This is a genomic window from Paracoccus gahaiensis (assembly GCF_005048225.1).
GTDB classification, from domain to species: Bacteria; Pseudomonadota; Alphaproteobacteria; order Rhodobacterales; family Rhodobacteraceae; genus Paracoccus; species Paracoccus gahaiensis.
This window is the reverse complement of record NZ_SUNI01000004.1, coordinates 57705-78833: the sequence shown is the minus strand read 5'-3', so window position 1 is coordinate 78833 and position 21129 is coordinate 57705. Positions and strand designations below refer to the sequence as shown.

The 21129-nt window shown below is 67.6% G+C and carries 16 protein-coding genes; 9 read left to right on the top strand and 7 right to left on the bottom strand.

Annotation, left to right across the window (positions count from 1 at the left end; all coding sequences use genetic code 11):
• Positions 1-357 precede the first annotated feature (357 nt).
• Entirely contained in the window at positions 358-2376 is a 2019-nt protein-coding gene (locus FA743_RS20785) for a Hint domain-containing protein (protein WP_169308794.1), read from the bottom strand.
• A gap of 374 nt (positions 2377-2750) precedes the next feature.
• On the opposite strand from FA743_RS20785, the gene FA743_RS06605 reads away from it, so the two are divergent.
• From FA743_RS06605 to FA743_RS06580, 6 genes are all read left to right on the top strand, one after another.
• Positions 2751-3977, top strand: a complete 1227-nt coding sequence (locus FA743_RS06605; RefSeq protein WP_136885088.1) for a glutathionylspermidine synthase family protein — start codon at positions 2751-2753, stop codon at positions 3975-3977.
• A gap of 21 nt (positions 3978-3998) precedes the next feature.
• A complete protein-coding gene (locus FA743_RS06600) occupies positions 3999-4586 on the top strand; it encodes a DUF1190 domain-containing protein (RefSeq protein ID WP_136885087.1) in 588 nt (195 codons plus the stop codon).
• Between the two features lie 216 nt (positions 4587-4802).
• Entirely contained in the window at positions 4803-5708 is a 906-nt protein-coding gene (osmF, locus tag FA743_RS06595) for a glycine betaine ABC transporter substrate-binding protein OsmF (protein ID WP_136885086.1), read from the top strand.
• The gene (locus tag FA743_RS06590) at positions 5708-6865 is read left to right on the top strand and encodes an ABC transporter permease (protein ID WP_136885085.1); all 1158 of its coding nucleotides are present in this window, start codon (positions 5708-5710) and stop codon (positions 6863-6865) included. Before osmF ends, FA743_RS06590 begins: the two co-directional genes overlap by 1 nt.
• Before the next feature lies 1 nt (position 6866).
• The gene (locus FA743_RS06585; protein ID WP_136885084.1) at positions 6867-7802 is read left to right on the top strand and encodes an ABC transporter ATP-binding protein; all 936 of its coding nucleotides are present in this window, start codon (positions 6867-6869) and stop codon (positions 7800-7802) included.
• A complete protein-coding gene (locus FA743_RS06580) occupies positions 7799-8536 on the top strand; it encodes an ABC transporter permease (protein WP_136885083.1) in 738 nt (245 codons plus the stop codon). Before FA743_RS06585 ends, FA743_RS06580 begins: the two co-directional genes overlap by 4 nt.
• On the opposite strand, the gene FA743_RS06575 is transcribed toward FA743_RS06580, so the two are convergent.
• Complete coding sequence (locus FA743_RS06575) at positions 8533-9210, bottom strand: GntR family transcriptional regulator (RefSeq protein ID WP_136885082.1); 678 nt, start codon at positions 9208-9210, stop codon at positions 8533-8535. The genes FA743_RS06580 and FA743_RS06575 overlap by 4 nt on opposite strands.
• Before the next feature lie 128 nt (positions 9211-9338).
• Between FA743_RS06575 and FA743_RS06570 the strand changes: the two genes are divergently transcribed.
• Genes FA743_RS06570 through FA743_RS20580 form a run of 3 tightly spaced genes read left to right on the top strand, consistent with a single transcriptional unit; the run spans position 9339 to position 11429 of the window.
• On the top strand, positions 9339-10037 hold the full coding sequence (locus tag FA743_RS06570; protein WP_136885081.1) for an aspartate/glutamate racemase family protein: 699 nt from the start codon (positions 9339-9341) through the stop codon (positions 10035-10037).
• A 36-nt stretch (positions 10038-10073) separates the two neighbouring features.
• Positions 10074-11279: an NCS1 family transporter gene (locus tag FA743_RS06565; protein WP_246054863.1), complete on the top strand. Its 1206-nt coding sequence runs from the start codon at positions 10074-10076 to the stop codon at positions 11277-11279.
• Between the two features lie 12 nt (positions 11280-11291).
• Positions 11292-11429, top strand: coding sequence for a hypothetical protein (locus FA743_RS20580; protein WP_246054862.1), 138 nt, complete (start codon positions 11292-11294; stop codon positions 11427-11429).
• Between the two features lie 55 nt (positions 11430-11484).
• Here the strand turns inward: FA743_RS20580 and FA743_RS06560 are convergent, their stop codons facing one another.
• The 5 genes from FA743_RS06560 to glgB all read right to left on the bottom strand — a co-directional run bounded on the left by FA743_RS06560 (position 11485) and on the right by glgB (position 21113).
• Complete coding sequence (locus FA743_RS06560; protein WP_246054861.1) at positions 11485-13872, bottom strand: glycogen/starch/alpha-glucan phosphorylase; 2388 nt, start codon at positions 13870-13872, stop codon at positions 11485-11487.
• A gap of 176 nt (positions 13873-14048) precedes the next feature.
• On the bottom strand, positions 14049-16136 hold the full coding sequence (glgX, locus tag FA743_RS06555) for a glycogen debranching protein GlgX (RefSeq protein ID WP_136885080.1): 2088 nt from the start codon (positions 16134-16136) through the stop codon (positions 14049-14051).
• 85 nt (positions 16137-16221) lie between these two features.
• Entirely contained in the window at positions 16222-17646 is a 1425-nt protein-coding gene (glgA, locus tag FA743_RS06550; RefSeq protein ID WP_136885079.1) for a glycogen synthase GlgA, read from the bottom strand.
• Positions 17646-18905 carry a glucose-1-phosphate adenylyltransferase gene (gene glgC, locus FA743_RS06545; protein WP_136885078.1) on the bottom strand — a complete coding sequence of 420 codons (1260 nt, stop codon included), beginning with the start codon at positions 18903-18905 and terminating at the stop codon, positions 17646-17648. The genes glgA and glgC overlap by 1 nt, the downstream gene beginning before the upstream one ends.
• A 24-nt stretch (positions 18906-18929) precedes the next feature.
• On the bottom strand, positions 18930-21113 hold the full coding sequence (gene glgB, locus FA743_RS06540; protein ID WP_136885077.1) for a 1,4-alpha-glucan branching protein GlgB: 2184 nt from the start codon (positions 21111-21113) through the stop codon (positions 18930-18932).
• Positions 21114-21129: the final 16 nt, after the last annotated feature.

Below are 21129 nucleotides of genomic sequence, written 5' to 3'. Positions count from 1 at the left end.
CCTCTTCGGTGTCATGCGCGACCTCTGACAGACGGGGATGGCCGGTCCAGGCGCCCGTCTGCAGCGGGTTTGCGCTCGCTTCAGCCAGTGCAACAGCGCGATTTTTTCTCAACCCGTGTGCCGATCGGCCAGCGACTGGCCGCGAGGGACGTCGATCACCAGGTCTTCGACTTCAAGGTTCGCGGGATCGTTTTGAATGCCGTCACCGCGCATGGGCATCCCCGTCACGAAAGCCTGGTTGGGGATAGGGAAAAGCCCGGCCCTCAGGGACCTCGTGCGACAAGGCCCTGGAGCATGATCCCCGGATGACGCTTTTCATGGCCGGCAGGGCTGATCCCTTGCCGGCCGGGGGCTGCCTTAGGACATGTAGAGCGTGACCCCGTTCTTGCGATGGCGGGCGGCCAGGGTGCGGCCAAGGCGGCCCTTCACCAGCTCGCGCGCAGGTGCGAAATTCGCGTCCGCCAGATGCGGCATGAGCTGCAGGATCTCGTCGCGGCTGGCTTTGGTCAGGCTTTTCATCGCCTCCGGTCCGACGAACAGGCTTTCGGTCGGCGCGCCTTCGGAATGGACGACCTGATGGCGATCGAACATGATGTGCCAGTATTCCACCTCTGACAGGCCCTGGGCCAGCGTGATCCCATTGACGCCGACCAGATGCTTTGCGGCGACCAGAACCTCGTCCAGATCGAACATCCGCCGCGCGATCCGCGACTTGACCAGGACGCGATGCTGGGGCGATACGATCAGGTCGCGCAGGGGAAGGTTCGTCCCCAATGCCCCCGCCGCGATGCGGATCGGGCCCAGATGGGGCAATGCGGCAAGCTCGGTGGCCGACAGGTGGCGCCGCCCGATCCAGAGGATCGGCTGCGCGCCATCATCGACGGTGTCGACCAGATCGCCCTGCACCAGATCCTGCACCTCGATCTGACCGCGCGGGGTCGAGATCCGCGTGCCGGCGGCGAAGCAGGTCACCCCGGTCGTGTCGAAGGTGAAGGCGTCCGAGGTCACTCCGGTGAACTGCAGTCCGCCCGTGCCGGCAGGCCCCGTGATGTCCGCATTGTCCGAATAGTCGACGGCGTTCGGACCTGTCGTGTTGGACTGGTTGAGAATGCCGTCATCGGCAAAGTCGTCCTTCATCTCCCGCAGCGAGTCGTAATAGGGCGCCAGGTCGATCCGATCATTGTTGGTCGCGTCACCGTCGTCGATCGCGCCGCTGTTGCCGGTGCCGAAATCGGTGATCGTGTCCACCGACCCGTCCGCGTCATACTGGAACAGATCGTTCCCGCCGCCGCCCGTCAGGGTATCCGCGCCCGTCCCGCCGCTCAGCGTGTCGTTGCCGGCCCCGCCCGTCAGGCTGTCGTCGCCGGCACCGCCCTCGGCGTGGCCGGCCGTATCGGACAGCGTCAGACTGTCATTCCCGCTGCCGCCGATGACATTCTCGAAATGCGCGATCGAGTCGCCCTGCGCGTCGCCGCCCGAGGCCGTATTGGTGGCCAGGTTCACGGTCACGCCGGCCGTGTCACCCTCATAGCTGAGCGTGTCGGTCCCCGCGCCGCCATCAAGCCAGTCTGTCCCCGCCCCGCCGATGAGGGTGTCGTTGCCCTCGCCGCCCAGGATCGTGTCGTTCCCGACATTGCCGAGCAGAAGGTCATCACCGCTGCCGCCATCGATGAAGTCGTCTCCAAGCCCGCCATCGACGGTGTCGTTGCCGCCAAGCGCATCGATGACATCGTCGTTGAACTGGGTGCCGGCACCGGACAGGCCGTCATTGTTGTCGACCCGGTCGGTCCCCTCGGTCACCGGCTCGACATAGCCGGCACCGATCACGTCATCCCCCGAGGTTCCCGTGATTTCGCCGTCGTCGAAGGCGCCTTCCGTGCGATTAAGTCCAAGTTGCAGCCAATCTGCATCCAGCGAGGTCGGCTTGATCGACAGGATCGGTTTCGCCTGCAGGATGTGCAGATCCAGAACCGAGGGCAGCAGGAACAGTTGCCCATCCTGAGACTGCATCAGAGACAGGTAGACATTGTCGACCGAGGATCCGTCCACATAGGTGACGGTTCCCTTGTAGCGCACCACCGCGTCGAAGTCGAAGGTGGTCGTTCCCGGAAGGTTTCCGTTCCACGGCTCGACATTCGCCGTGAACAGCTGTCCGTCCCGGTCATCATTCGTATAGACCGTGTAACCGTGCTGCGGCGTCATCGTCAGGGAGGTGATGCGGGTATAGAGCGGCGACGGATCGACGCTGTCGATGCCGAACTCGAAATTGACGGGCGAGGTTAGGCCTGGGCCATCCGCGATGTTGCCGTCGCCCTCGGTCAGGTCAAGGCGAGGGATGAAGTATCCAAGATAGATCGCGTCGAAGGTCAACGGCATGGCGGGCAGTCCTTGAGGCAAAGGATGATCGGCGATCATCGTGATCGTGACGGAGCGGTCGATTGGTCAGGTCACCATGTGGTCGAAGGGCATGGCAGAGCTGTCTGGCCCCGGGTTATCAGGTCGCCTCTCGCGCCAGCAACACGAACCTTTCCAGATGGTTAACGCCTCTTTTATTTCATTTTAATAAGAACTTACGTGTTTTGATATTGCCTTTGCGCAAGCCCTTGAAAGACCGATGCGAAGGGGCTGTCCTGGCCCGAAACGAGCCGCGCTTGCACCTGCCGGATGGCGACCTGCGGCTGGCCAAAGCAAATGACGGCGCGACCACCTGACCTCTGGCCCTTGGGGGCCCAAGCCATTACATCATGCCTATGCGCAAGATCACCCTTCCCGAACGCCCCGATCTGGCCGCCAAGGCGGCAGAGGTCGGCTTTACCTTCGCCCATATGCATGGCGAGCCCTATTGGGACGAAAGCTCGGCCTATCAATTCACCCTGGCCCAGATCGAGGACGATCTGGAGGGGCCGGCCACTGAACTGCACGCGATGACCCGCGAGGCGGTGAACCGGATCGTGGCCGATCCCGCGCTGATGGACAGGCTGGGCATCCCGCAGGCGCATCAGGCGCTGGTGGCCGACAGCTGGGCGCGGGGCGAGCCCGAGATCTATGGCCGCATGGATCTGGCCTATGACGGCACCGGGCCGGCCAAGCTGCTGGAATACAATGCCGACACGCCGACATCCCTCTATGAAAGCGCGGCCTTCCAGTGGCAGTGGTTGGAGGACCAGATGGCCGCCGGCCACCTGCCCAAGGGCGCCGACCAGTTCAACGGCATCCACGAGGCGCTGGTCGAGCGCTATCGCGAGCTGTTCCCGCCCGACACCGACATCCACTTCACCGCCGTCGCGGACAATGCCGAGGATTACGCCACCGTCGAGGCGATGGCCTGGGCGGCGCGCGAGGCGGGCATGGGCGCGCATTACAGCGACCTGGACAAGCTGGCGGTCAGCAAGGATGGCCAGTTCCTGGACGCCGACGACCGCGTGATCGGCACGCTGTTCAAGCTGTACCCCTGGGAGGATCTGCTGACCGACGACTTCGCCCGCCATATCGCGAAATCGGGCTGCTTGTTCCTGGAACCCGCCTGGAAGGCCGTCGTGTCGAACAAGGGGCTGCTGCCGATCCTGTGGCAGATGTTCCCCGGCCATCCGAACCTGCTGCCGGCCTTCTTCGCCGATGACGTGGCCGATGCGCTGGTCGCGGGCGGCCAGCCGCTGCCCGCCGTGGCCCAGGCCTTCGCGCCGGTGGCGGAACAGTTCCGCGCGGCCCATGTCGTCAAGCCGATCTTCTCGCGCGAGGGTGCGGGAGTCGTCATCGTCGAGGGCGGCGAGGTCACCGATGCGTCCGAGAACCACGATTACGACGGCCATGCCCGCATCGTGCAGGCCTATCACGCGCTGCCCGAATTCGACGGGTTCCGCCCGGTGATCGGCGCCTGGATCGTGGGCTCTGCCTGCGCCGGCATCGGCATCCGCGAAGACCGGGCCCGCATCACGCAGGACCTGTCGCGGTTCAAGCCGCATTTCATTGCGGAGTGATCCGCTGCCCAAGGAGGGAATATGAGGAAACGTTCCAGAACCGTCGCGCTGACCATCCTCGGCGCCGCCGCCTTCACCGTCGCCGGCTGCCGCGAGGAACAGGTCGAGGCGCAGGCCTTCCCAGATCTGGCCAGCTGTCAGGCCGCGGCCAGCGATGGCGGGCTGGTCACCGCCGGGGAATGCGACCAGGCCTTCGCCGAGGCCGAGGCCCTGCATGTCGAGGCCGCGCCCCGCTATGACAGCCTTGCCGTCTGCGAGGAACAGCATGGCGCGGGCAATTGCGGATCCGAGGAAGAACAGGTCAGCAATGGCGGGTCGGGCGGCATCTTCATGCCGCTGCTGGCGGGCTATCTGATCGGCAGCATGCTGGGTCGCGCGGGCGGCGGCATGGCGGCCTCGCAGCCGATGTACCGCAATGCCACGGGCGGCTTCACCAATGCCGCCGGCACGACCAATTTCGGCAGCAATGCGGGCCGGGCGCAGATGGGCGCGCAGAACTTCACCCGTCCCGCCGCCACGGCGGGCCGGGCGCCGATGACCAGCGCCACCGCCGCCTCGCGCGGCGGCTTCGGCGGCGCGGGCGCGGCGCGGGGCGGCTTCGGCGGCTGATGCAGGGGACGCGGGGTCCGGGGAACCGGGCCCGCGTGCCTGCGCTGCGGCCTGTCGCGGACCGGGCCGGGGCGGGCCCCCGGAACACAGGCGCAGACCTGCAACGGCAGGGGTCGGAACCAATTTGTCGCACGGGCATTTCGCCTGTTGACCGTGGCCGTCCCAGATGGCCCGATTGACGGATATCGACGCCCCCGCGCGACAGGAGAGACGACCATGAAAGCCATCACCCCCCTTGCCGCGCTGCTGATCGGGCTGGGATCCGCCGCCTCGGCGCAGGACATCACCGTGTCCTCCAAGATCGACACCGAGGGCGGTCTTCTGGGCAACATGATCCTGATGGCGCTGCAGGCCGCCGACCTGCCCGTGCAGGACCGCCTGCAGCTGGGCGGCACGCCGATCATGCGCGATGCGATCACCTCGGGGCAGATCGACATCTATCCCGAATACACCGCCAACGGCGCCTTCTTCTTCAACGAGGGCGACAGCGAGGTCTGGAAAGACCCGCAGGCGGGCTTCGACCGCGTGTCCGAACTGGACATGGAGCAGAACCAGATCGTCTGGCTGACCCCCTCGCCCGCCAACAACACCTGGGCCATCGCCCTGCGTCAGGACGTGGCCTCCGAGAACGGGCTGGAGACGATGACCCAGATGGGCGAATGGATCGCGGGCGGCGGCGAGGTCAAGCTGGCCGCCTCGACCGAATTCGTGACCTCGGCGGCGGCCCTGCCCGCGTTCCAGCAGACCTACGGGTTCGAGCTGACCCCCGACCAGTTGGTGCAGCTGTCGGGCGGCGACACCGCGGCGACCATCGCGGCGGCGGCCCAGCAGACCTCGGGCGTGAACGCGGCGATGGTCTATGGCACCGATGGCGGCATCGCGCCCGCCGGGCTGGTGGTGATGGAGGATGACGCAGGCGTGCAGCCGGTCTATCAGCCCGCCCCGATCATCCGGTCCGAGGTGCTGCAGGCCTATCCCCAGATCCGCGACATCCTGGCCCCGATCTTCGAATCGCTGGATCTGGAGACCCTGCAGGAGCTGAACGGCCGCATCCAGATCGGCGGAGAGCCCGCCGCTGCCGTCGCCGAGGATTACATGACCACCGCAGGCTTCCTGGACTGATGTCCCTGCGGCTGGACCGGCCCGGCCTGCTGTTCGCTGCGGTCGGGCTGGCCGGATTGGCGCTGCCCCTGGTGCAGTTCAAGGCGAACCGCATCGTGCCGGGCGAAGGGCTGAGCCTGCCCGCCGCCCTGCCGATGGGCCTGCTGATGCTACTGGGCCTGGGTGCCGTCCTGCTGGCCGGATGCCTGCGTTGGTCTTCTGCCCTGCGGCTGGCGGCGGCGGCTGCGGGACTGGCGGCGGTGCTTCTGGCGCTTGGCGGGGCGGCGACCTCGCTGACGCCCCCCGACGATACCCTTGCCCGGGTCGCGCCCGCGACGGGGTTCTGGCTGCTGCTTCTGGCTTTCGCGCTGATGCTGACCGACGCCCTGACCCGGCTGCGCCCGGCTCTGTGGCTGCGCGTGGTGCTGCTGGTCGTGGCCGTGACCGCGCTGGCCGCGCTGCTGGGCTCGGGTCTTCTGGACGGGGTGTCGGTCATGCGCGAATACGCGGCGCGTCAGGACATGTTCCTGCGCGAGGCGCAGGCGCATCTGGTGCTGGCCTTCGGATCGCTCGGGCTGGCGCTGCTGGTCGGGCTGCCGCTTGGCGTGGCGCTCTATCAGGCGCGGGCGCTGCGGGGGCCGGTCCTGTCGGTGCTGAACATCCTGCAGACCATCCCCTCGCTGGCGCTGTTCGGCGTGATGATCCCGATCTTTGGCTGGATCGCCGCGAACGTGCCCGGGGCCGCGCAGGCGGGCGTGGCGGGGATCGGTCTCTTTCCGGCGCTGGTGGCGCTGTTTCTCTATTCCCTGCTGCCAGTGGTGTCGAACACGCTGACCGGCCTTGCGGGCGTGAACCCCGCCACGCGCGAGGCTGCCATCGGGCTGGGCCTGACGCGGGTGCAGCTGCTGGGCTGGGTGCTGGTGCCCTTGGCGCTGCCGGTGCTGCTGGCCGCCGTGCGCATCGTGCTGGTCCAGAACATCGGGCTGGCCGTCATTGCCGGGCTGATCGGCGGCGGGGGCTTCGGCACCTTCGTCTTCCAGGGGCTGAACCAGACGGCCATGGATCTGGTTCTGCTGGGCGCCCTGCCCACCATCGCGCTGGCTTTGGTCGCGGGCATCGCGCTGGACCTGGCCGCCGAGGCCGCCAACCGCCGCGCCCCCGCGCGACAAGGAGCCTGAGATGATCGAGATCCGCGCCCTCACCAAGATCTACGACGGCACCCCCGCGGTCGAGGATGTCACCCTGACGGTTGAGCCGGGCCAGATCGCGGCGCTGGTCGGCACCTCGGGGTCGGGCAAGACGACGCTGCTGCGCATGATCAACCGGCTGGTCGAGCCGACCAGCGGTCAGGTGCTGATCGACGGGCGGGACACGCGCGAGGGGCCGGCCCATCTGCTGCGCCGCCGCATCGGCTATGCGATCCAGGGGCACGGGCTGTTCCCGCATCGCACCGTGGCGCAGAATATCGGCACCGTCCCGCGCCTTCTGGGCTGGCCTGCAGAGAAGATCCGAGACCGGGTCGACGAGTTGCTGACCCTGTTCCAGATGGAGCCCGACGCCTTCCGCGACCGCATGCCCTTCGATCTGTCGGGGGGCCAGCAGCAGCGCGTGGGCGTGGCCCGCGCCCTGGCGGCCAAGCCCGACCTGCTGCTGATGGACGAGCCCTTCGGGGCGCTGGACCCGGTGATCCGCGCCAAGGCGCAGGCCGATCTGCGCGACATCCAGCGCCGCTTGGGCACGACGCTGATCCTGGTCACCCATGACATGGAAGAGGCGGTGACCCTGGGCGACCGCATCGCCGTCATGGACAAGGGGCGTCTGGTCCAGTACGCGCCCCCGTCCGAGATCCTGACCGCGCCCGCCACCCCCTTCGTGCGCGACCTGATCGGCCTGGACCAGCGGCCCTTCCACCTGCTGTCCCTGACCCCGGCCTTTGCGCTGGCCGCCGAGGGCCATGCCGCGGGCCCCGTTTTGCCCCGCGATGCCAGCCTGCGCGACGCCTTGGCCGAATGCCTGTGGAGCGGGCGCGACGCCCTGCCGGTCGAGGGGGGCGGCGTCATCACCTTGGCGGCCCTGCGGGCGCAGGCGGCGCCGGCGGCGCGGGCGGCGGAATGACGGGGCGGGTCCTGCTGGGGGCGGCGCTGCTGGTTCTGCTGGCCTTCCTGGCCCGCCCCGGCAGCTTCGCGCCGCTGTTCGACCCCTTCACCTGCAACAATGCCGCCGCGATCTATACCCAGACCCCGCTCTGGTCGCTGACCCTGTCGCATCTGGCGCTGGTGGGGATCGCCGTGCTGGCCTCGACCGTGGTGGCGCTGGTGCTGGCGGTGCTGGTGACCCGTCCCTCGGGGCGCGAGTTCCTGCCCTTGGCGCGCACGATCACCAGCGTGGGCCAGACCTTTCCCCCGGTCGCGGTGCTGGCGCTGGCCGTGCCGATCATGGGCTTCGGCGCGGGTCCGACGCTGGTGGCGCTGTTTCTGTACGGACTGCTGCCGGTGTTCGAGAACACGCTGGCGGGCCTGACCGGCCAGCCCCGGAACGTGGCCGAGGCCGCGCGCGGCATGGGCCTGACCCCCCGCCAGCGGCTGTGGCAGGTCGACCTGCCGCTTGCCTTGCCGGTGATCCTGGGCGGGATGCGGCTGACGGCGGTGATCTCGCTTGGCACGGCGACCATCGGCTCGACCGTCGCGGCGCGGACCCTGGGCGAGGTCATCATCGCGGGCCTTCTGTCCGCCAACACCGCCTTCGTCCTGCAGGGGGGCATGGTCGTCGGCATCATCGCCGTGCTGATCCATGCGGGCTTCCAAGGACTGGAACGCCGCGCCGCCGCCCGCATCGGGCTTGCGCGCTAGCGCGGCACGCGCAGCGCCGCCGATAACGCCCCCACCGCCGGGGGGGCATCGTCGAAGCGGATCCCGGCCTCGATATGGCGCAGATGGGCGTCCAGCAGGGCCAGCGCCGCCCCCTCGTCCCGCGCGGCGATGGCAGCCACGATCCCGGCATGTTCATCCTCGGCACACAGCGTCGCATGGCCCGAAGCATAGAGCCCGATGATCAGCGAGGACCGCATCGTCAATTCGTCCAGATAGCGGGCCAGCACCGGATTGCGCCCGATCCGCGCCAGCAGGATGTGAAAGCCCCGCGACAGCCGGATCAGCGCAGGGCGGTTGTCATGCCCGCGCGCCGCATCCTCCGAGGCCAGATGCGCGCGCAGATCGTCCAGATCAGCGTCAGTCGCCTCGCGCACGGCATTGCGGCAGATCGTCGTCTCGATGGCGCGGCGGGCCTGGAACACGTCGCGGGCGTCGCGGGGCGTGGGGGTCGCCACATAGGCGCCGCGATTGGGCAGGTGATCGACCACCTGCCAGCCGGTCAGCATCGACAGCGCGCGGCGCACATGGGCGCGGTTGCAGCCGAAGACCTCGGACAGCGCCTGCTCGCCCAGCTTGGTTCCCGCAGGCAGCCGCTGGTCGGCAATCGCGTCCAGGATGCTGTCGACGATCAGGGATTCCAGAGGCTTGTCCATGATTTCCAATGTGCATCTTCCTTATGCGTCCGCAAGAATGTTCTGCAAATGAATGCGGCAGAAAAATATGATTATTGATTGTTAACAATCAATGTTAGCAATGAGAGACTCAAGGACCGGAGAGACCGATGAAACTGGTTGTGATCAACCCCAACTCCACCGCCTCGATGACCGACAAGATCGTCGCCTCGGCCCGCGCGGTCGCAGGCCCGGGCGTCGAGATCGAGGGCCGCACCGCCCATGGCGCCCCCGCCAGCATCGAGGGGCATTTCGACGAGGTGATGTGCGCTGCCCATCTGCTGCGCGAGGTGCAGGAGGCCGAGGCCCAGGGCGCCGACGCCATCGTGGTGGCCTGCTTCGACGATCCGGCCATCGGCGCCTGCCGCGAGATCGCCACGGGCCCCGTTCTGGGCATCTGCGAGGCCGCCGTCACCGCTGCCGGCATGATCGCCACCTCCTTCTCCATCGTCACCACCCTGCCCCGCTCGGTTCCCGTGATCGAGGAACTGGTGCGCCGCTACGGGCGCGACCACCAGTGCCGCCGCGTGCGGTCCGCCGAAATCCCGGTTCTGGCGCTGGAAGAGCCCGGATCGAAGGCACGCGACCGGGTGCGTGCCGAAATCCTGCGCGCCATCGAGGAGGACCGCTGCGAGGCGGTCGTTCTGGGCTGCGCGGGCATGGCCGATCTGACCGAATGGCTCAGCGCGGAATGCGGCATCCCGGTCATCGACGGCGTGGGTGTGGCCGTGAAGCTGGCCGAGGCGCTGGTCGGCGCCGGGCTGAAGACCTCCAAGATCGGCGCCTATGCGCGACCGATCCAAAAATAAGAAAACCGTCATCTCCTTCAACAGGGAAATCTGACCATGACCCAAGGCATCCTGACCGCCGAGCCCCCGGCGGAGGCTTTCGACGACAAGAAGATCGGCGAGGAATCCCTCGCCCCGCAGCAGACGCGGATCATGGACCCGTGGTCCTATCTGTTCGCCTGGCTGGGCGGCTGCGTCAGCATCGGCACCTTCACGGTGGGGTCCGGGCTGGTCGGCACGCTGAACCTTCTCCAGACCGTGCTGGCCATCGCGATCGGCTGCACGGTCATCGGCGTCGCGCTGATGATCAACGGCCGCGCGGGCCACAGATACGGCATCCCCTTCATGGTGCAGGCCCGCGCGGCCTACGGCTTCTCCGGCACGCGCCTGCCCGCGCTGGTCCGGTCGGTCCCCGCCATCGTCTGGTACGGGTTCCAGAGCTGGATCGGGGCGGGGGCGCTGAACCTCGTGTCCGAGACCATGTTCGGTTATTCCAACATCTGGGCCTTCTTCATCGGCTTCCAGTTTCTGCAGATCGGCCTGTCGGTGCTGGGCTTTCACGGCATCAAATGGCTGGAGAACATCGGCGCCGTCTTCATCATCGGCGCGCTGGTCTATATGTTCTTCAGCGTCATCAGCCGCTATGGCGACCAGATCAGCACCAACCTGATTCAGGCCGAGGGCACCTGGGGCGCGCCCTTTTGGGGGGCCACGATGCTGTTTCTGGGCGTCTATTCCACGATGATGCTGAACGTGTCGGATTATTCGCGCGAGCTGCAGCATCAGGTGGGCCGGGGGCGGCAGGTGGCGATCTATGCCAACTCGATCCTGCCCGCGACGCTGTTCATGGGGCTGATCGGGCTGATGGTGTCGTCCGCCACCGGCGAGGTCGATCCGATCCGCGTCTTCTCCAGCGCGGTGGACAACCCGGTCCTGCTGGTGGTGACGCTGCTGTTCATCGCCTTCGCGCAGGTAACGACGAACATCCTGAACAATGTCGTCCCGCCCGCCTATGCGATGATGGATGTGTTCAAGCTGCCCTACAAGGCGGCGGCGGTGATCGTGGGCTTGCTGGCTTTCGCGACCTTCCCCTGGCTCTTGGTGCGCGACGAATCCGCCGCCGGGCTGGGGCTGTTCATCCGCACCTACAGCGCGTTTCTGGGACCGATCTTCGCGATCCTTGTCGTAGATTACTACGTGATCCGCCGGCAGACCCTGAACATCGACCATCATTACGACGCGACCGGCCCCTATCGCGGCTGAAACCCGGCGGCGGTGATCGCCACGGTGATCGGGGTGGTCGTGGCGCTGATCTTCTCGGGCATCAGCTGGTATGCCAGCCTGATCCCGGCGGGCGTCAGCTACTGGCTGCTGATGCAGTACCTGCCCGCCGCGCAGCGCTTTCGCGCCTGACCCGACCTGAGGTCGCCCGACGAGCGGCCCCCGTGCACCACGGGGGCCTTCCGCCTCATGCCGGCGTCACGGGCCTCGCATGCCAGATGTCGCGCATATAGCCCCGGATCGTGCGGTCGGACGAGAAGAACCCCGACCGCGCGATGTTCAGGCAGGCCATCCGGTCCCATTCCGCAGGATCGCCATAGGCCCGGTCCACCGCCCGCTGCGCCGCGAAATAGCTGTCGAAATCCGACGCGACCAGGAAGGGATCGTCGTTCCACGTCCGGTCCAGCAGCGAATACCAGCTTTCCGCGCGCCCGAACCGCCCCTCGGCGATCAGCTGCAGGGCGATCCTCATGTTCTCGCTGGCCTCGATGGCGGCGCGGGCATGGCCGGGGCGGGCCTTCTCCGCTGCCGCCTCGGACGCGGTCAGGCCGAACAGGAAGAAGTTCTCGGCGCCCACATGCTCGCGGATCTCGACATTAGCCCCGTCCAGCGTGCCGATGGTCAGCGCGCCGTTCATGGTGAACTTCATGTTGCCGGTGCCGGACGCCTCCTTGCCCGCCGTGCTGATCTGTTCGGACAGATCGGCGGCGGGGATCAGCTTTTCCGCCATCGAGACGTTGTAATTCGGGGGATAGGCGATCTGCAGCAGGTCCCGGGTCACCGGATCGGTGTTGATCGTCGCGGCCACGTCGTTGATCAGGTGGATCACCGATTTCGCCAGCCAGTATCCCGGCGCCGCCTTGCCGCCGAAGATCTTGACGCGCGGGGTCCAGTTGCCGTTCGGCGCCTCGTGGATGCGGTGCCACAGCGCGATCGCCTCCAGCACGTTCAGAAGCTGGCGCTTGTATTCGTGCATGCGCTTGACCTGCACGTCGAAGATCGCGTCGGGGTCGGCGCGGACGCCCAGATCGGCCAGCAGACCGTCCGACAGCGCCACCTTGTTGGCGCGCTTGGCGGCGTGCAGCCGGTCCAGGAAGGCCCCGTCCCCGGCATGGGCCTCCAGCCCCGAGAGCTGGTCCAGATCCTTGGTCCAGCCGGTGCCGATCGTCTCGTCCAGAAGCAGCGTCAGCCCCGGATTGGCCATGCGCAGCCAGCGGCGCGGGGTCACGCCGTTGGTCTGGTTCACGATGCGGTCGGGATGCAGCTTGTGCAGGTCGGCAAAGACCGTGTCCTTGACCAGCTCGGTATGCAGCGCCGAGACGCCGTTCACCCGGCTGGCCATGATGAAGGCCAGCTCGCCCATATGGACCTGATCGCCCTGGACGATGCCGAGCTGCGCGGGGCGGCCCGAGGTGATGCGGTGATCCTCATCGATCATCTGGATGATCTGCATGTGGCGAGGCAGCACGCGGCCCATCAGCCAGGTGGACCAGCGCTCCAGCGCCTCGGGCAGAAGGGTGTGATTGGTATAGTTCAGCGTGCGCCGCGCCAGATCCTGCGCGCGGGCGAAGGGCAGGCCGTGATCGTCCATCAGCAGGCGGATCAGCTCCGGCCCCGCAATGGCCGGATGCGTGTCGTTCAGCTGGATCGCCACCTTCTCGGGCAGTCGGTCCAGATCGCCATGCTCGGACATGAACCGCGCCATGATGTCCTGCAGCGCCGCCGAGGTCAGGAAATATTCCTGCTTCAGCCGCAGCTCCTTGCCCGATTCCGTGGTGTCGTCGGGATAGAGGACGCGCGACAGCGTCCGGGCCAGCGCTTCGGGTTCCGCCGCCGCCGTGTGATCGCCCGCATTGAAGCGCTTGAGGTCCAGAAGCGTCGTCGGCAGCGCCCCCCACAGGCGCAGGCTGTTGGCCCAATGGCCCTGCCAGCCGATCACCGGCGTGTCATGCGCGCGCGCGATGACGCTTTCGCCCGGCTGCCAGACGGCGCGGCCGTCCACCGTCTCGACATGGCCCTTGAAGCCGATCTCGTAGCTGTAGTTGATGCGCACGAATTCCCAGGGATGGGGCTGGTTCAGCCAGTCCTCGGGCGTCTCGACCTGCTGGCCGCCCTCGAAGCGCTGGCGGAACAGGCCGTGCTCGTAGCGGATGCCATAGCCGAAGGCCGGGCAATTCAGCGAGGAGAGCGACTCCATGAAGCAGGCCGCCAGCCGCCCCAGGCCCCCGTTGCCAAGCGCGGCGTCGGGCTCGTCCTCCAGGATCACCTGCTCGTCCAGGCCCAGCAGGGTCAGGGCGTCGCCCATCTGCGGCTTCAGTTCCAGGTTGATGATCGCATCGCCCAGGATGCGGCCGATCAGGAACTCCATCGACAGGTAATAGACCCGCTTGGCGCCCTGGTCGCGGGCGGCGCGGATCGCATCGACCCAGGGGCCGACCATCAGGTCGCGCACGGTGAAGCTGACCGCCAGCCGCCAGTCGAAGACGGTGGCGAATTCGGGGCCGCGCCCCTGCGTATGGGTCAGGTGATGCAGGATCTGGTCGCGCAGATCCTCTGCCGTCAGAGCTTGGGTCACATTCGGCCTTTCGCATGTCCGTCCCGCCCTTTCGGCGCGACCATTTGCCGTGATTGTGGTGACAGCTTTCGGCTAAGTTGAAAAGCCCCGGTTTACCTCTCGTCAACTGCGACGGATGTGCGCATCCGGGCAGACGGTGTGGTCCGGCGGCGACTGCCCAAGGGATGGGCGGACGGTCAGGCCGGATCACCCGGGTCCGTCAGCACGAAGGCCGCCACGCTGTCGGCGGCGATGGACACGGGCGAGACGCCCGGCGCATCGACCGCATCGTCGCGCGCGCTGTCCAGACGGCGGCGCCAGGCACCCTGCGGCGCCTCGGGCAGGACGACCTGCGCCTCGGGCCCGTTGTTGAAGACCAGGAACACCGCACCCGGCAGCGCCGCATAGGCGGGCGTGCCCGAGGCCATGCGCATCTCGGCCGCCAGCAGGCGCCGGTCGGGGTCGTTCCAGTCGTCGGTCGTCATGGGCGCCCCGTCGGCGCGGCGCCAGAACAGGTCTGGCAACCCGTCCTGAGCCCGTGGCTGGCTGTGCAGGAAGCGCCGCTGCCGCAGGATCGGATGGGCGGCGCGAAAGGCGATGACCCGCTGCACGAAGCCCAGGAAGGCGGGATCGGCGCTGTCCCAGTCCACCCAGCCCGTGGGGTTGTCCTGCGCATAGGCGTTGTTGTTGCCGCCTTGCGAATTGCCCAGCTCGTCGCCCGCCAGCAGCATCGGCGTGCCCTGCGACAGCATCAGCGTGGCGATCAGGTTGCGGCGGCGGCGATCGCGGTGGGCCAGGATGGCGGGGTCGTCCGTCGGCCCCTCGACCCCCATGTTGTCGGACAGGTTGTGGTTGTGGCCGTCGCGGTTTTCTTCGCCATTGGCCGCGTTGTGCTTGTCGGCGTAGCTGACCGTGTCCATCAGCGTGAAGCCGTCATGCGAGGCCACGAAATTGACCGAACTGGTCGCGGCCCGCCCGTCATGGTCGAAGCGCGCCGCCGATCCCGCCACCCGCTTGGCCAGCTTGCCGATCAGGCCCGGATCGCCGCGCCAGAAGCTGCGCACCTGGTCGCGGAACCGGTCGTTCCATTCCGCGAAGGGCGCGGGATAGGCGCCCAGCTGATAGCCGCCGGGACCGATATCCCAGGGCTCGGCGATCAGCTTGACGCGGTTCAGCACCGGGTCCTGCCGGATTGCCCGGAACAGCGGCGCGTCGCGGTCGAACACCCCGCGCGTGCGTCCGAGGACCGAGGCCAGGTCGAAGCGGAACCCGTCCACATGCATCACCTCGACCCAATAGCGCAGGCTGTCCATCACCAGCCGCAGCGTGAAGGGGCTGTCCAGGTCCAGGACGTTGCCGGTGCCCGCGTCGTTGACGTAGAAGCGCGGATCCTCGGCCAGCCGGTAATAGGCGGCGTTGTCCAGCCCCCGGAAGGACAGGGTCGGGCCCAGCTCGTTGCCCTCGGCGGTGTGGTTGTAGACCACGTCCAGGATCACCTCGATCCCCGCCGTGTGAAAGCGCGCGACCATCTGCTGGAACTCGGCGATCTCTCCGACCTGCATGTAGCGCGGCTCGGGCGCGAAGAAGGCGCAGGACATGTAGCCCCAGTAGTTCGTCAGCCCCTTGTCGGTCAGGAAGCGGTCGTCGGCGAAGGCATGGACGGGCATCAGCTCGATCGCGGTGACGCCGAGCCGCGTCAGATGCTCCAGCATCGGGTCCGAGGCCATGGCCAGGTAGCTGCCGCGATGGGGAATGTCGGGGCGCCCGGCGGTCAGGCCCTTCACATGCGCCTCGTAGATGACCGTCTCGGACAGGGGGCGGCGCAGGGGCCGGTCCTCGCCCCAGGCAAAGCTGGGATCCACGACTACCGACCGGGGCATGTGGGGGGCGCTGTCGCGCCGGTCGAAGGTCAGGTCGGCCTCGGGCCGCCCCGCGCGATAGCCGAACAGCGCGTCATGGGCGGCGGGCCGCCCGGTCAGCCGCTTGGCATAGGGGTCGATCAGCAGCTTGTTGGGATTGAAGCGATGCCCCTCGGCCGGCAGGTAGGGGCCGTGGACCCGGTAGCCATAGCGCTGCCCCGGCGCCAACCCGGCGATGTGGCCGTGCCAGACATGGCCCTCGCGTTCCGGCAGGTCGACACGGGTTTCCCGGTTCCGCTCGTCGAAAAGGCACAGCACCACCCGCTCGGCATGCTGCGAGAAGAGGGCGAAGTTCACCCCCGCCCCGTCGAAGGTCGCGCCCAAGGGGGCGGATCGCCCGGCGGTCATCGCATATCGCTGGATCATTCGCATCCCGTCGTCAAAGGGCCGTCATCCGGGCCGTGCTGCACCCTGCCAAGGTGCATCGTCGGATCGCTCGCAGGATGCAAGCCTATCCCCGATGGGTGAGGTTTTCGTAAAGATCGGCATAGGCCCGGGCCGACCGGCTCCAACCGACAGGCTGGGCCATGGCGTTCCGTTGCAGGCGGGACCATGTGTCGGGGTCGCGATACAGCGTGCCAAGCCGCGCCAGCGCGCTGCGCAGCGCGCCTGCCGTGACCGGGGCGAACTGGATGCCCGTCGCCACCCCCTGCGACAGCGCGGCGGGCGAGGCCGGGATGACCGTGTCGGCCAGCCCCCCGGTCAGTGCCACGACCGGCACGGTGCCATAGCGCAGCCCGTACATCTGCGTCAGGCCGCAGGGCTCGAACCGCGAGGGGACCAGGATCGCGTCCCCGCCCGCGATCAGCCGGTGCGAGAAGGCCTCGTCATAGCCGATGCGGACGGCCACGTTCGGATCCTGCGCGGCCTGCCGGAACGCCTCTTCCAGCCCCGGGTCGCCCGAGCCCAGCACCGCCAGCTGCCCGCCCTGCGCCAGCAGATCGGGCAGCGTCTGCAGCACCAGGTCCAGCCCCTTCTGATGGGTCATGCGCGAGACGATGACGCAGAGCGGTCCCGCGGCCTGCGGCAGGCCCAGTTGGGCCTGCAGGGCGGCCTTGGCATGGCGCTTGTCCGCCGGGTCGTCATAGCGGATGATCGCGGGGTCGGTGGCGGGGTTCCACATCGCATCGTCGATGCCGTTCAGGATGCCGGTCAGCGCGCCCTGCCGGTGGCGCATCACCCCGTCCAGCCCCATGCCGAATTCCGGGGTCATCAGCTCTTCGGCATAGCTGGGCGAGACCGTGGTCAGCGCATCCGCCCCCATCAGCCCGGCCTTCAGCGGCGAGACGGCGCCGTAGAATTCGTAGCCCTCGGGGTGGAAGCGCCAGGGATCCAGTCGCAGCGCGTCGATCCGGGACCGGTCGGTGGCGCCGGTGAAGGCGATGTTGTGGATGGTCAGGACGGTGCGCACGTCGCCCGCCCCGAAGCCGCGCAGGTATTCGGTCATGAAGCCCGCCTGCCAGTCATGACCGTGCAGCACCTGCGGTCGCCAGCCGCCCACCCCGTGGGCCGCGACATGCGCCCCCACCCAGGACAGGGCCGCGAAGCGTTCGGGATTGTCGGGCCAGTCGCGCCCGTCGGGGCCCGCATAGGGATTGCCCGACCGCCCATACAGATGCGGTGCGTCGATCACCAGCAAGTCCAGACCGTGAGAATGCGCCTCGAAGAGGGTCGCGGGGCCGCCGAAGAGATCGTCCAAATGCGCGACCGCCACCGGGTCCTGCAAGGCGGGCATCACCGCCGCATAGCCCGGCAGCAGCGTGCGCATCCGCACGCCCGCACCCTTCAGCGCGCCGGGCAGCGCGCCTGTGACATCGGCCAGCCCCCCGGTCTTGACCAGGGGCGCGCATTCCGAGGCGACCGACAGGACCTGCATCACAGGCCCGCCGCCCGGCGGTCCAGCATGTCCTGCGTGATCAGGGTGATGCCGCCCTCACTGACGCGGAACCAGCGCGCGTCCTCGGCCGGGTCCTCGCCCACGACCAGCCCCTCGGGGATGATGACGCGGCTGTCGATCACCACATTGCGCAGCCGCGCATGGCGCTGCACGGTGACATGGGGCAGCACCACCGCATGGTCCAGCACCGCATAGCTGTTGGTATGCACCTGCGTGAACAGCAGCGAGTTGCGGATCTCGGTCCCCGAGATGATGCAGCCCCCCGAGACCATCGAGGACACGGCCACGCCCCGGCGGTCGGCCTCGTCATGGATGAACTTGGCGGGCGGGGTGCTTTCGGAATAGGTCCAGATCGGCCAGTCGCGGTCCCACAGGTCCAGGTCCGGAGTGAAATCCGTCAGGTCGATATTGGCCTGCCAGAAGGCATCGACCGTGCCCACGTCCTTCCAATAGGCCGGCGCGCCGGGTTCGCGCACGCAGGAAGTGTCGAAACGATGTGCCATCGCCTTGCCGTTCCGGACGATGCCCGGAATCAGGTCGGTGCCGAAATCATGGCTGGAATTCGTGTCTTCGGCATCGCGCACCAACAGGTCGCGCAAAAAGGCCCAGCTGAAGACATAGATGCCCATCGAGGCCAGCGCCTTGTCCGGCTGGCCCGGCATGGCGGGCGGATCGGCGGGCTTTTCCAGGAAGGACACGATGCGCCCCGCCTCGTCCACGTCCATGACGCCGAAGGCGCTGGCCTCCATCCGCGGCACGGTCAGGCAGCCCACGGTCACGTCCGCGCCGCTTTTGACATGCTCGCGCAGCATGATCTCGTAATCCATCTTGTAGATGTGGTCGCCCGCCAGGATCACGATGTAGTCGACGTCGTAATCGTCCACGATGTCGATGTTCTGCGTCACCGCATCGGCGGTGCCGCGATACCAGTGATGCTCGGACGTGCGCTGGCTGGCGGGCAGGATGTCCAGGAACTCGTTTCGCTCGGGGCTGAAGAAGTTCCAGCCGCGCTGGCAATGCCGGATCAGGCTGTGCGCCTTGTATTGCGTCGCCACCGCGATCTTGCGGATGCCGGAATTCATCGCGTTCGACAGCGCGAAATCGATGATCCGGGTCTTGCCGCCGAAGAAGACGGCGGGCTTGACACGCCGGTCGGTCAGCTCCTGCAACCGGCTGCCCCGGCCTCCTGCCAGCACGAATGCCATTGCGCGACGCGTCAACCGCTGCGTTTCCACCATTGGGCTCCCCCCCATCATCAGAACTCAGTCTTCCGCCACGAAGATCACCACCGATAGGGGTGGCAACGTGACTGTCATCGAAACCGGCTGGCCGTCCCGAGGTTCCCCATCTGCCACGACCCCGCCCAGATTGCCGCTGCCGCTGCCGCCATAGACCGCGGCATCGGTGTTCACCGCCTCGCGCCAATGGCCGGCCTGCGGCACGCCGATCCGGAAGCCGGGGCGCGGCACGGGGGTGAAGTTGCACACGACGACCACCGGCGCATCGCCAACGTCGCCGCGCCGGATCCAGGCAAAGGTCGATTGCGCGGGATCGGTGGCGATCCACTGGAACCCCTCGGGATCGGCATCCTTCACGTGCAAGGCGGGCGTGGCGGCATAGAGATGGTTCAGGTCGCGCACCAGCGCCTGCACCCCTTGGTGCATCGGCTGACCGGCGGCCTGCCAGTTAAGCTCTCCGTTGTGGTTCCATTCCTCGGGCTGGCCGAACTCACAGCCCATGAACAGCAGCTTCTTGCCGGGATGGCCCCACATGAAGCCGTAGAAGGCGCGCAGATTGGCAAAGCGCTGCCAGTCGTCACCCGGCATCTTGTGCAAGAGGCTGCCCTTGCCGTGGACGACCTCGTCATGGCTGATCGGCAGGATGAAGTTCTCTGAAAACGCATACATCAGGCCGAAGGTCATCAGGTCGTGGTGATGGCGCCGATGGACCGGATCGCGGCTCATGTAGCGCAGCACGTCGTTCATCCAGCCCATGTTCCACTTGAACCCGAAGCCCAGGCCCCCCGCATCGACCGGGGCCGAGACCTGGGGATAGGAGGTGCTTTCCTCGGCCATGGTCATGATGCCCGGCGCCTCGCCATAGGCGGTGACGTTCATGGCCTGCAGAAAGCCGATCGCCTCATAGTTCTCGCGCCCGCCATCCCGGTTGGGCACCCATTCGCCGTCCCTGCGGGAATAGTCGCGATACAGCATGGACGCCACCGCATCCACGCGCAGCCCGTCGACATGATATTCCTGCAGCCAGTAGACCGCGTTGGCGATCAGGAAGTTCTGCACCTCGACCCGGCCGTAATTGTAGATCAGGGTGTTCCAGTCCTGATGGAACCCCTCGCGCGGGTCGGCATGTTCGTAAAGCTCGGTGCCGTCGAAGCGTGCCAGCCCATGGGCATCGGTCGGAAAATGCCCGGGCACCCAGTCCAGCAGCACCCCCAGCCCCGCCTGATGCGCGGCGTCCACCAGATCGCGGAACTCGTGCGGGGGGCCGAAGCGGATGGTCGGCGCATAGAGCCCCACCGGCTGATAGCCCCAGGAGCCGTCGAAGGGAAACTCGCTGACCGGCATCAGCTCCAGATGCGTGAAGCCCATGTCGCGGGCATAGGCGACCAGCTCGCGCGCCATCTCCTGATAGGACAGGGGCCGCCCGCCATCGTCCTGCCGTCGCCGCCAGCTGCCCGGATGCACCTCGTAGATGCTGATCGGCGCACGGCGGTCCTGCAGCGCCGCCCGGCCCGCCATCCAAGGTGCGTCCTTCCAGCCATAGCCGGTGATGTCGCGGACCACGCTGGCCTTCTCGGGCGGATGCTGGCTGCCGAAGCCCACCGGGTCGGCCTTCTGCAGCACGCCCCCCTGCGCATCCAGGATCTCGTACTTGTAGAGCGCGCCCTCGGCCAGGCCGGGCAGGAAGATCTCCCAGACCCCCTGGCCCACGCGGCGCATCGGGTGGCGGCGCCCGTCCCAGGCATTGAACTGCCCCACGACCGAGACGCGCCGCGCATTGGGTGCCCAGACCGCGAAATGCGTGCCCGCGGTGCCCTCGTGCCGGATCACATGCGCGCCAAGCGCCCGCCACAGGTGGCGATGCGTGCCCTCGGCCAGCAGGTGCAGGTCGACCTCGCCCAGCACCGGGCCGAAGCGATAGGGATCGTCGAACTGCCATTCCGCCCCGTCCCGCGACCGGGCATGCAACCGGTAGGGCCCGGCGGGGATGACCCCCGCGAACAGATCCCCCTCCAGCCGGGGCAGGTCGATCCGCCCCGCCCCGGTCTCGACCGTCAGGGCGGCCAGATCGGGATGATAGACCGTCAGCCACTGCCCTTGCGTCATCGGCCTCGGCCCCAGGATCGCGAAGGGCCGGTCGCACGTCCCCTGATGAAGGGCGCGCCGGTCTTGCAGGTCGATCACGGGCGGCTGTGTCACTTTGTCCATGCCCCCACCTTAGAGC

Excerpts from the sequence above, each read along its gene's own strand:
- FA743_RS20785 (WP_169308794.1), bottom strand. The coding sequence starts at position 2,376 with ATGCCGTTGACCTTCGACGCGATCTATCTTGGATACTTCATCCCTCGC.
- FA743_RS06605 (WP_136885088.1), top strand. The coding sequence starts at position 2,751 with ATGCGCAAGATCACCCTTCCCGAACGCCCCGATCTGGCCGCCAAGGCG.
- FA743_RS06600 (WP_136885087.1), top strand. The coding sequence starts at position 3,999 with ATGAGGAAACGTTCCAGAACCGTCGCGCTGACCATCCTCGGCGCCGCC.
- osmF (WP_136885086.1), top strand. The coding sequence starts at position 4,803 with ATGAAAGCCATCACCCCCCTTGCCGCGCTGCTGATCGGGCTGGGATCC.
- FA743_RS06590 (WP_136885085.1), top strand. The coding sequence starts at position 5,708 with ATGTCCCTGCGGCTGGACCGGCCCGGCCTGCTGTTCGCTGCGGTCGGG.
- FA743_RS06585 (WP_136885084.1), top strand. The coding sequence starts at position 6,867 with ATGATCGAGATCCGCGCCCTCACCAAGATCTACGACGGCACCCCCGCG.
- FA743_RS06580 (WP_136885083.1), top strand. The coding sequence starts at position 7,799 with ATGACGGGGCGGGTCCTGCTGGGGGCGGCGCTGCTGGTTCTGCTGGCC.
- FA743_RS06575 (WP_136885082.1), bottom strand. The coding sequence starts at position 9,210 with ATGGACAAGCCTCTGGAATCCCTGATCGTCGACAGCATCCTGGACGCG.
- FA743_RS06570 (WP_136885081.1), top strand. The coding sequence starts at position 9,339 with ATGAAACTGGTTGTGATCAACCCCAACTCCACCGCCTCGATGACCGAC.
- FA743_RS06565 (WP_246054863.1), top strand. The coding sequence starts at position 10,074 with ATGACCCAAGGCATCCTGACCGCCGAGCCCCCGGCGGAGGCTTTCGAC.
- glgX (WP_136885080.1), bottom strand. The coding sequence starts at position 16,136 with ATGATCCAGCGATATGCGATGACCGCCGGGCGATCCGCCCCCTTGGGC.
- glgA (WP_136885079.1), bottom strand. The coding sequence starts at position 17,646 with ATGCAGGTCCTGTCGGTCGCCTCGGAATGCGCGCCCCTGGTCAAGACC.
- glgC (WP_136885078.1), bottom strand. The coding sequence starts at position 18,905 with ATGGTGGAAACGCAGCGGTTGACGCGTCGCGCAATGGCATTCGTGCTG.
- glgB (WP_136885077.1), bottom strand. The coding sequence starts at position 21,113 with ATGGACAAAGTGACACAGCCGCCCGTGATCGACCTGCAAGACCGGCGC.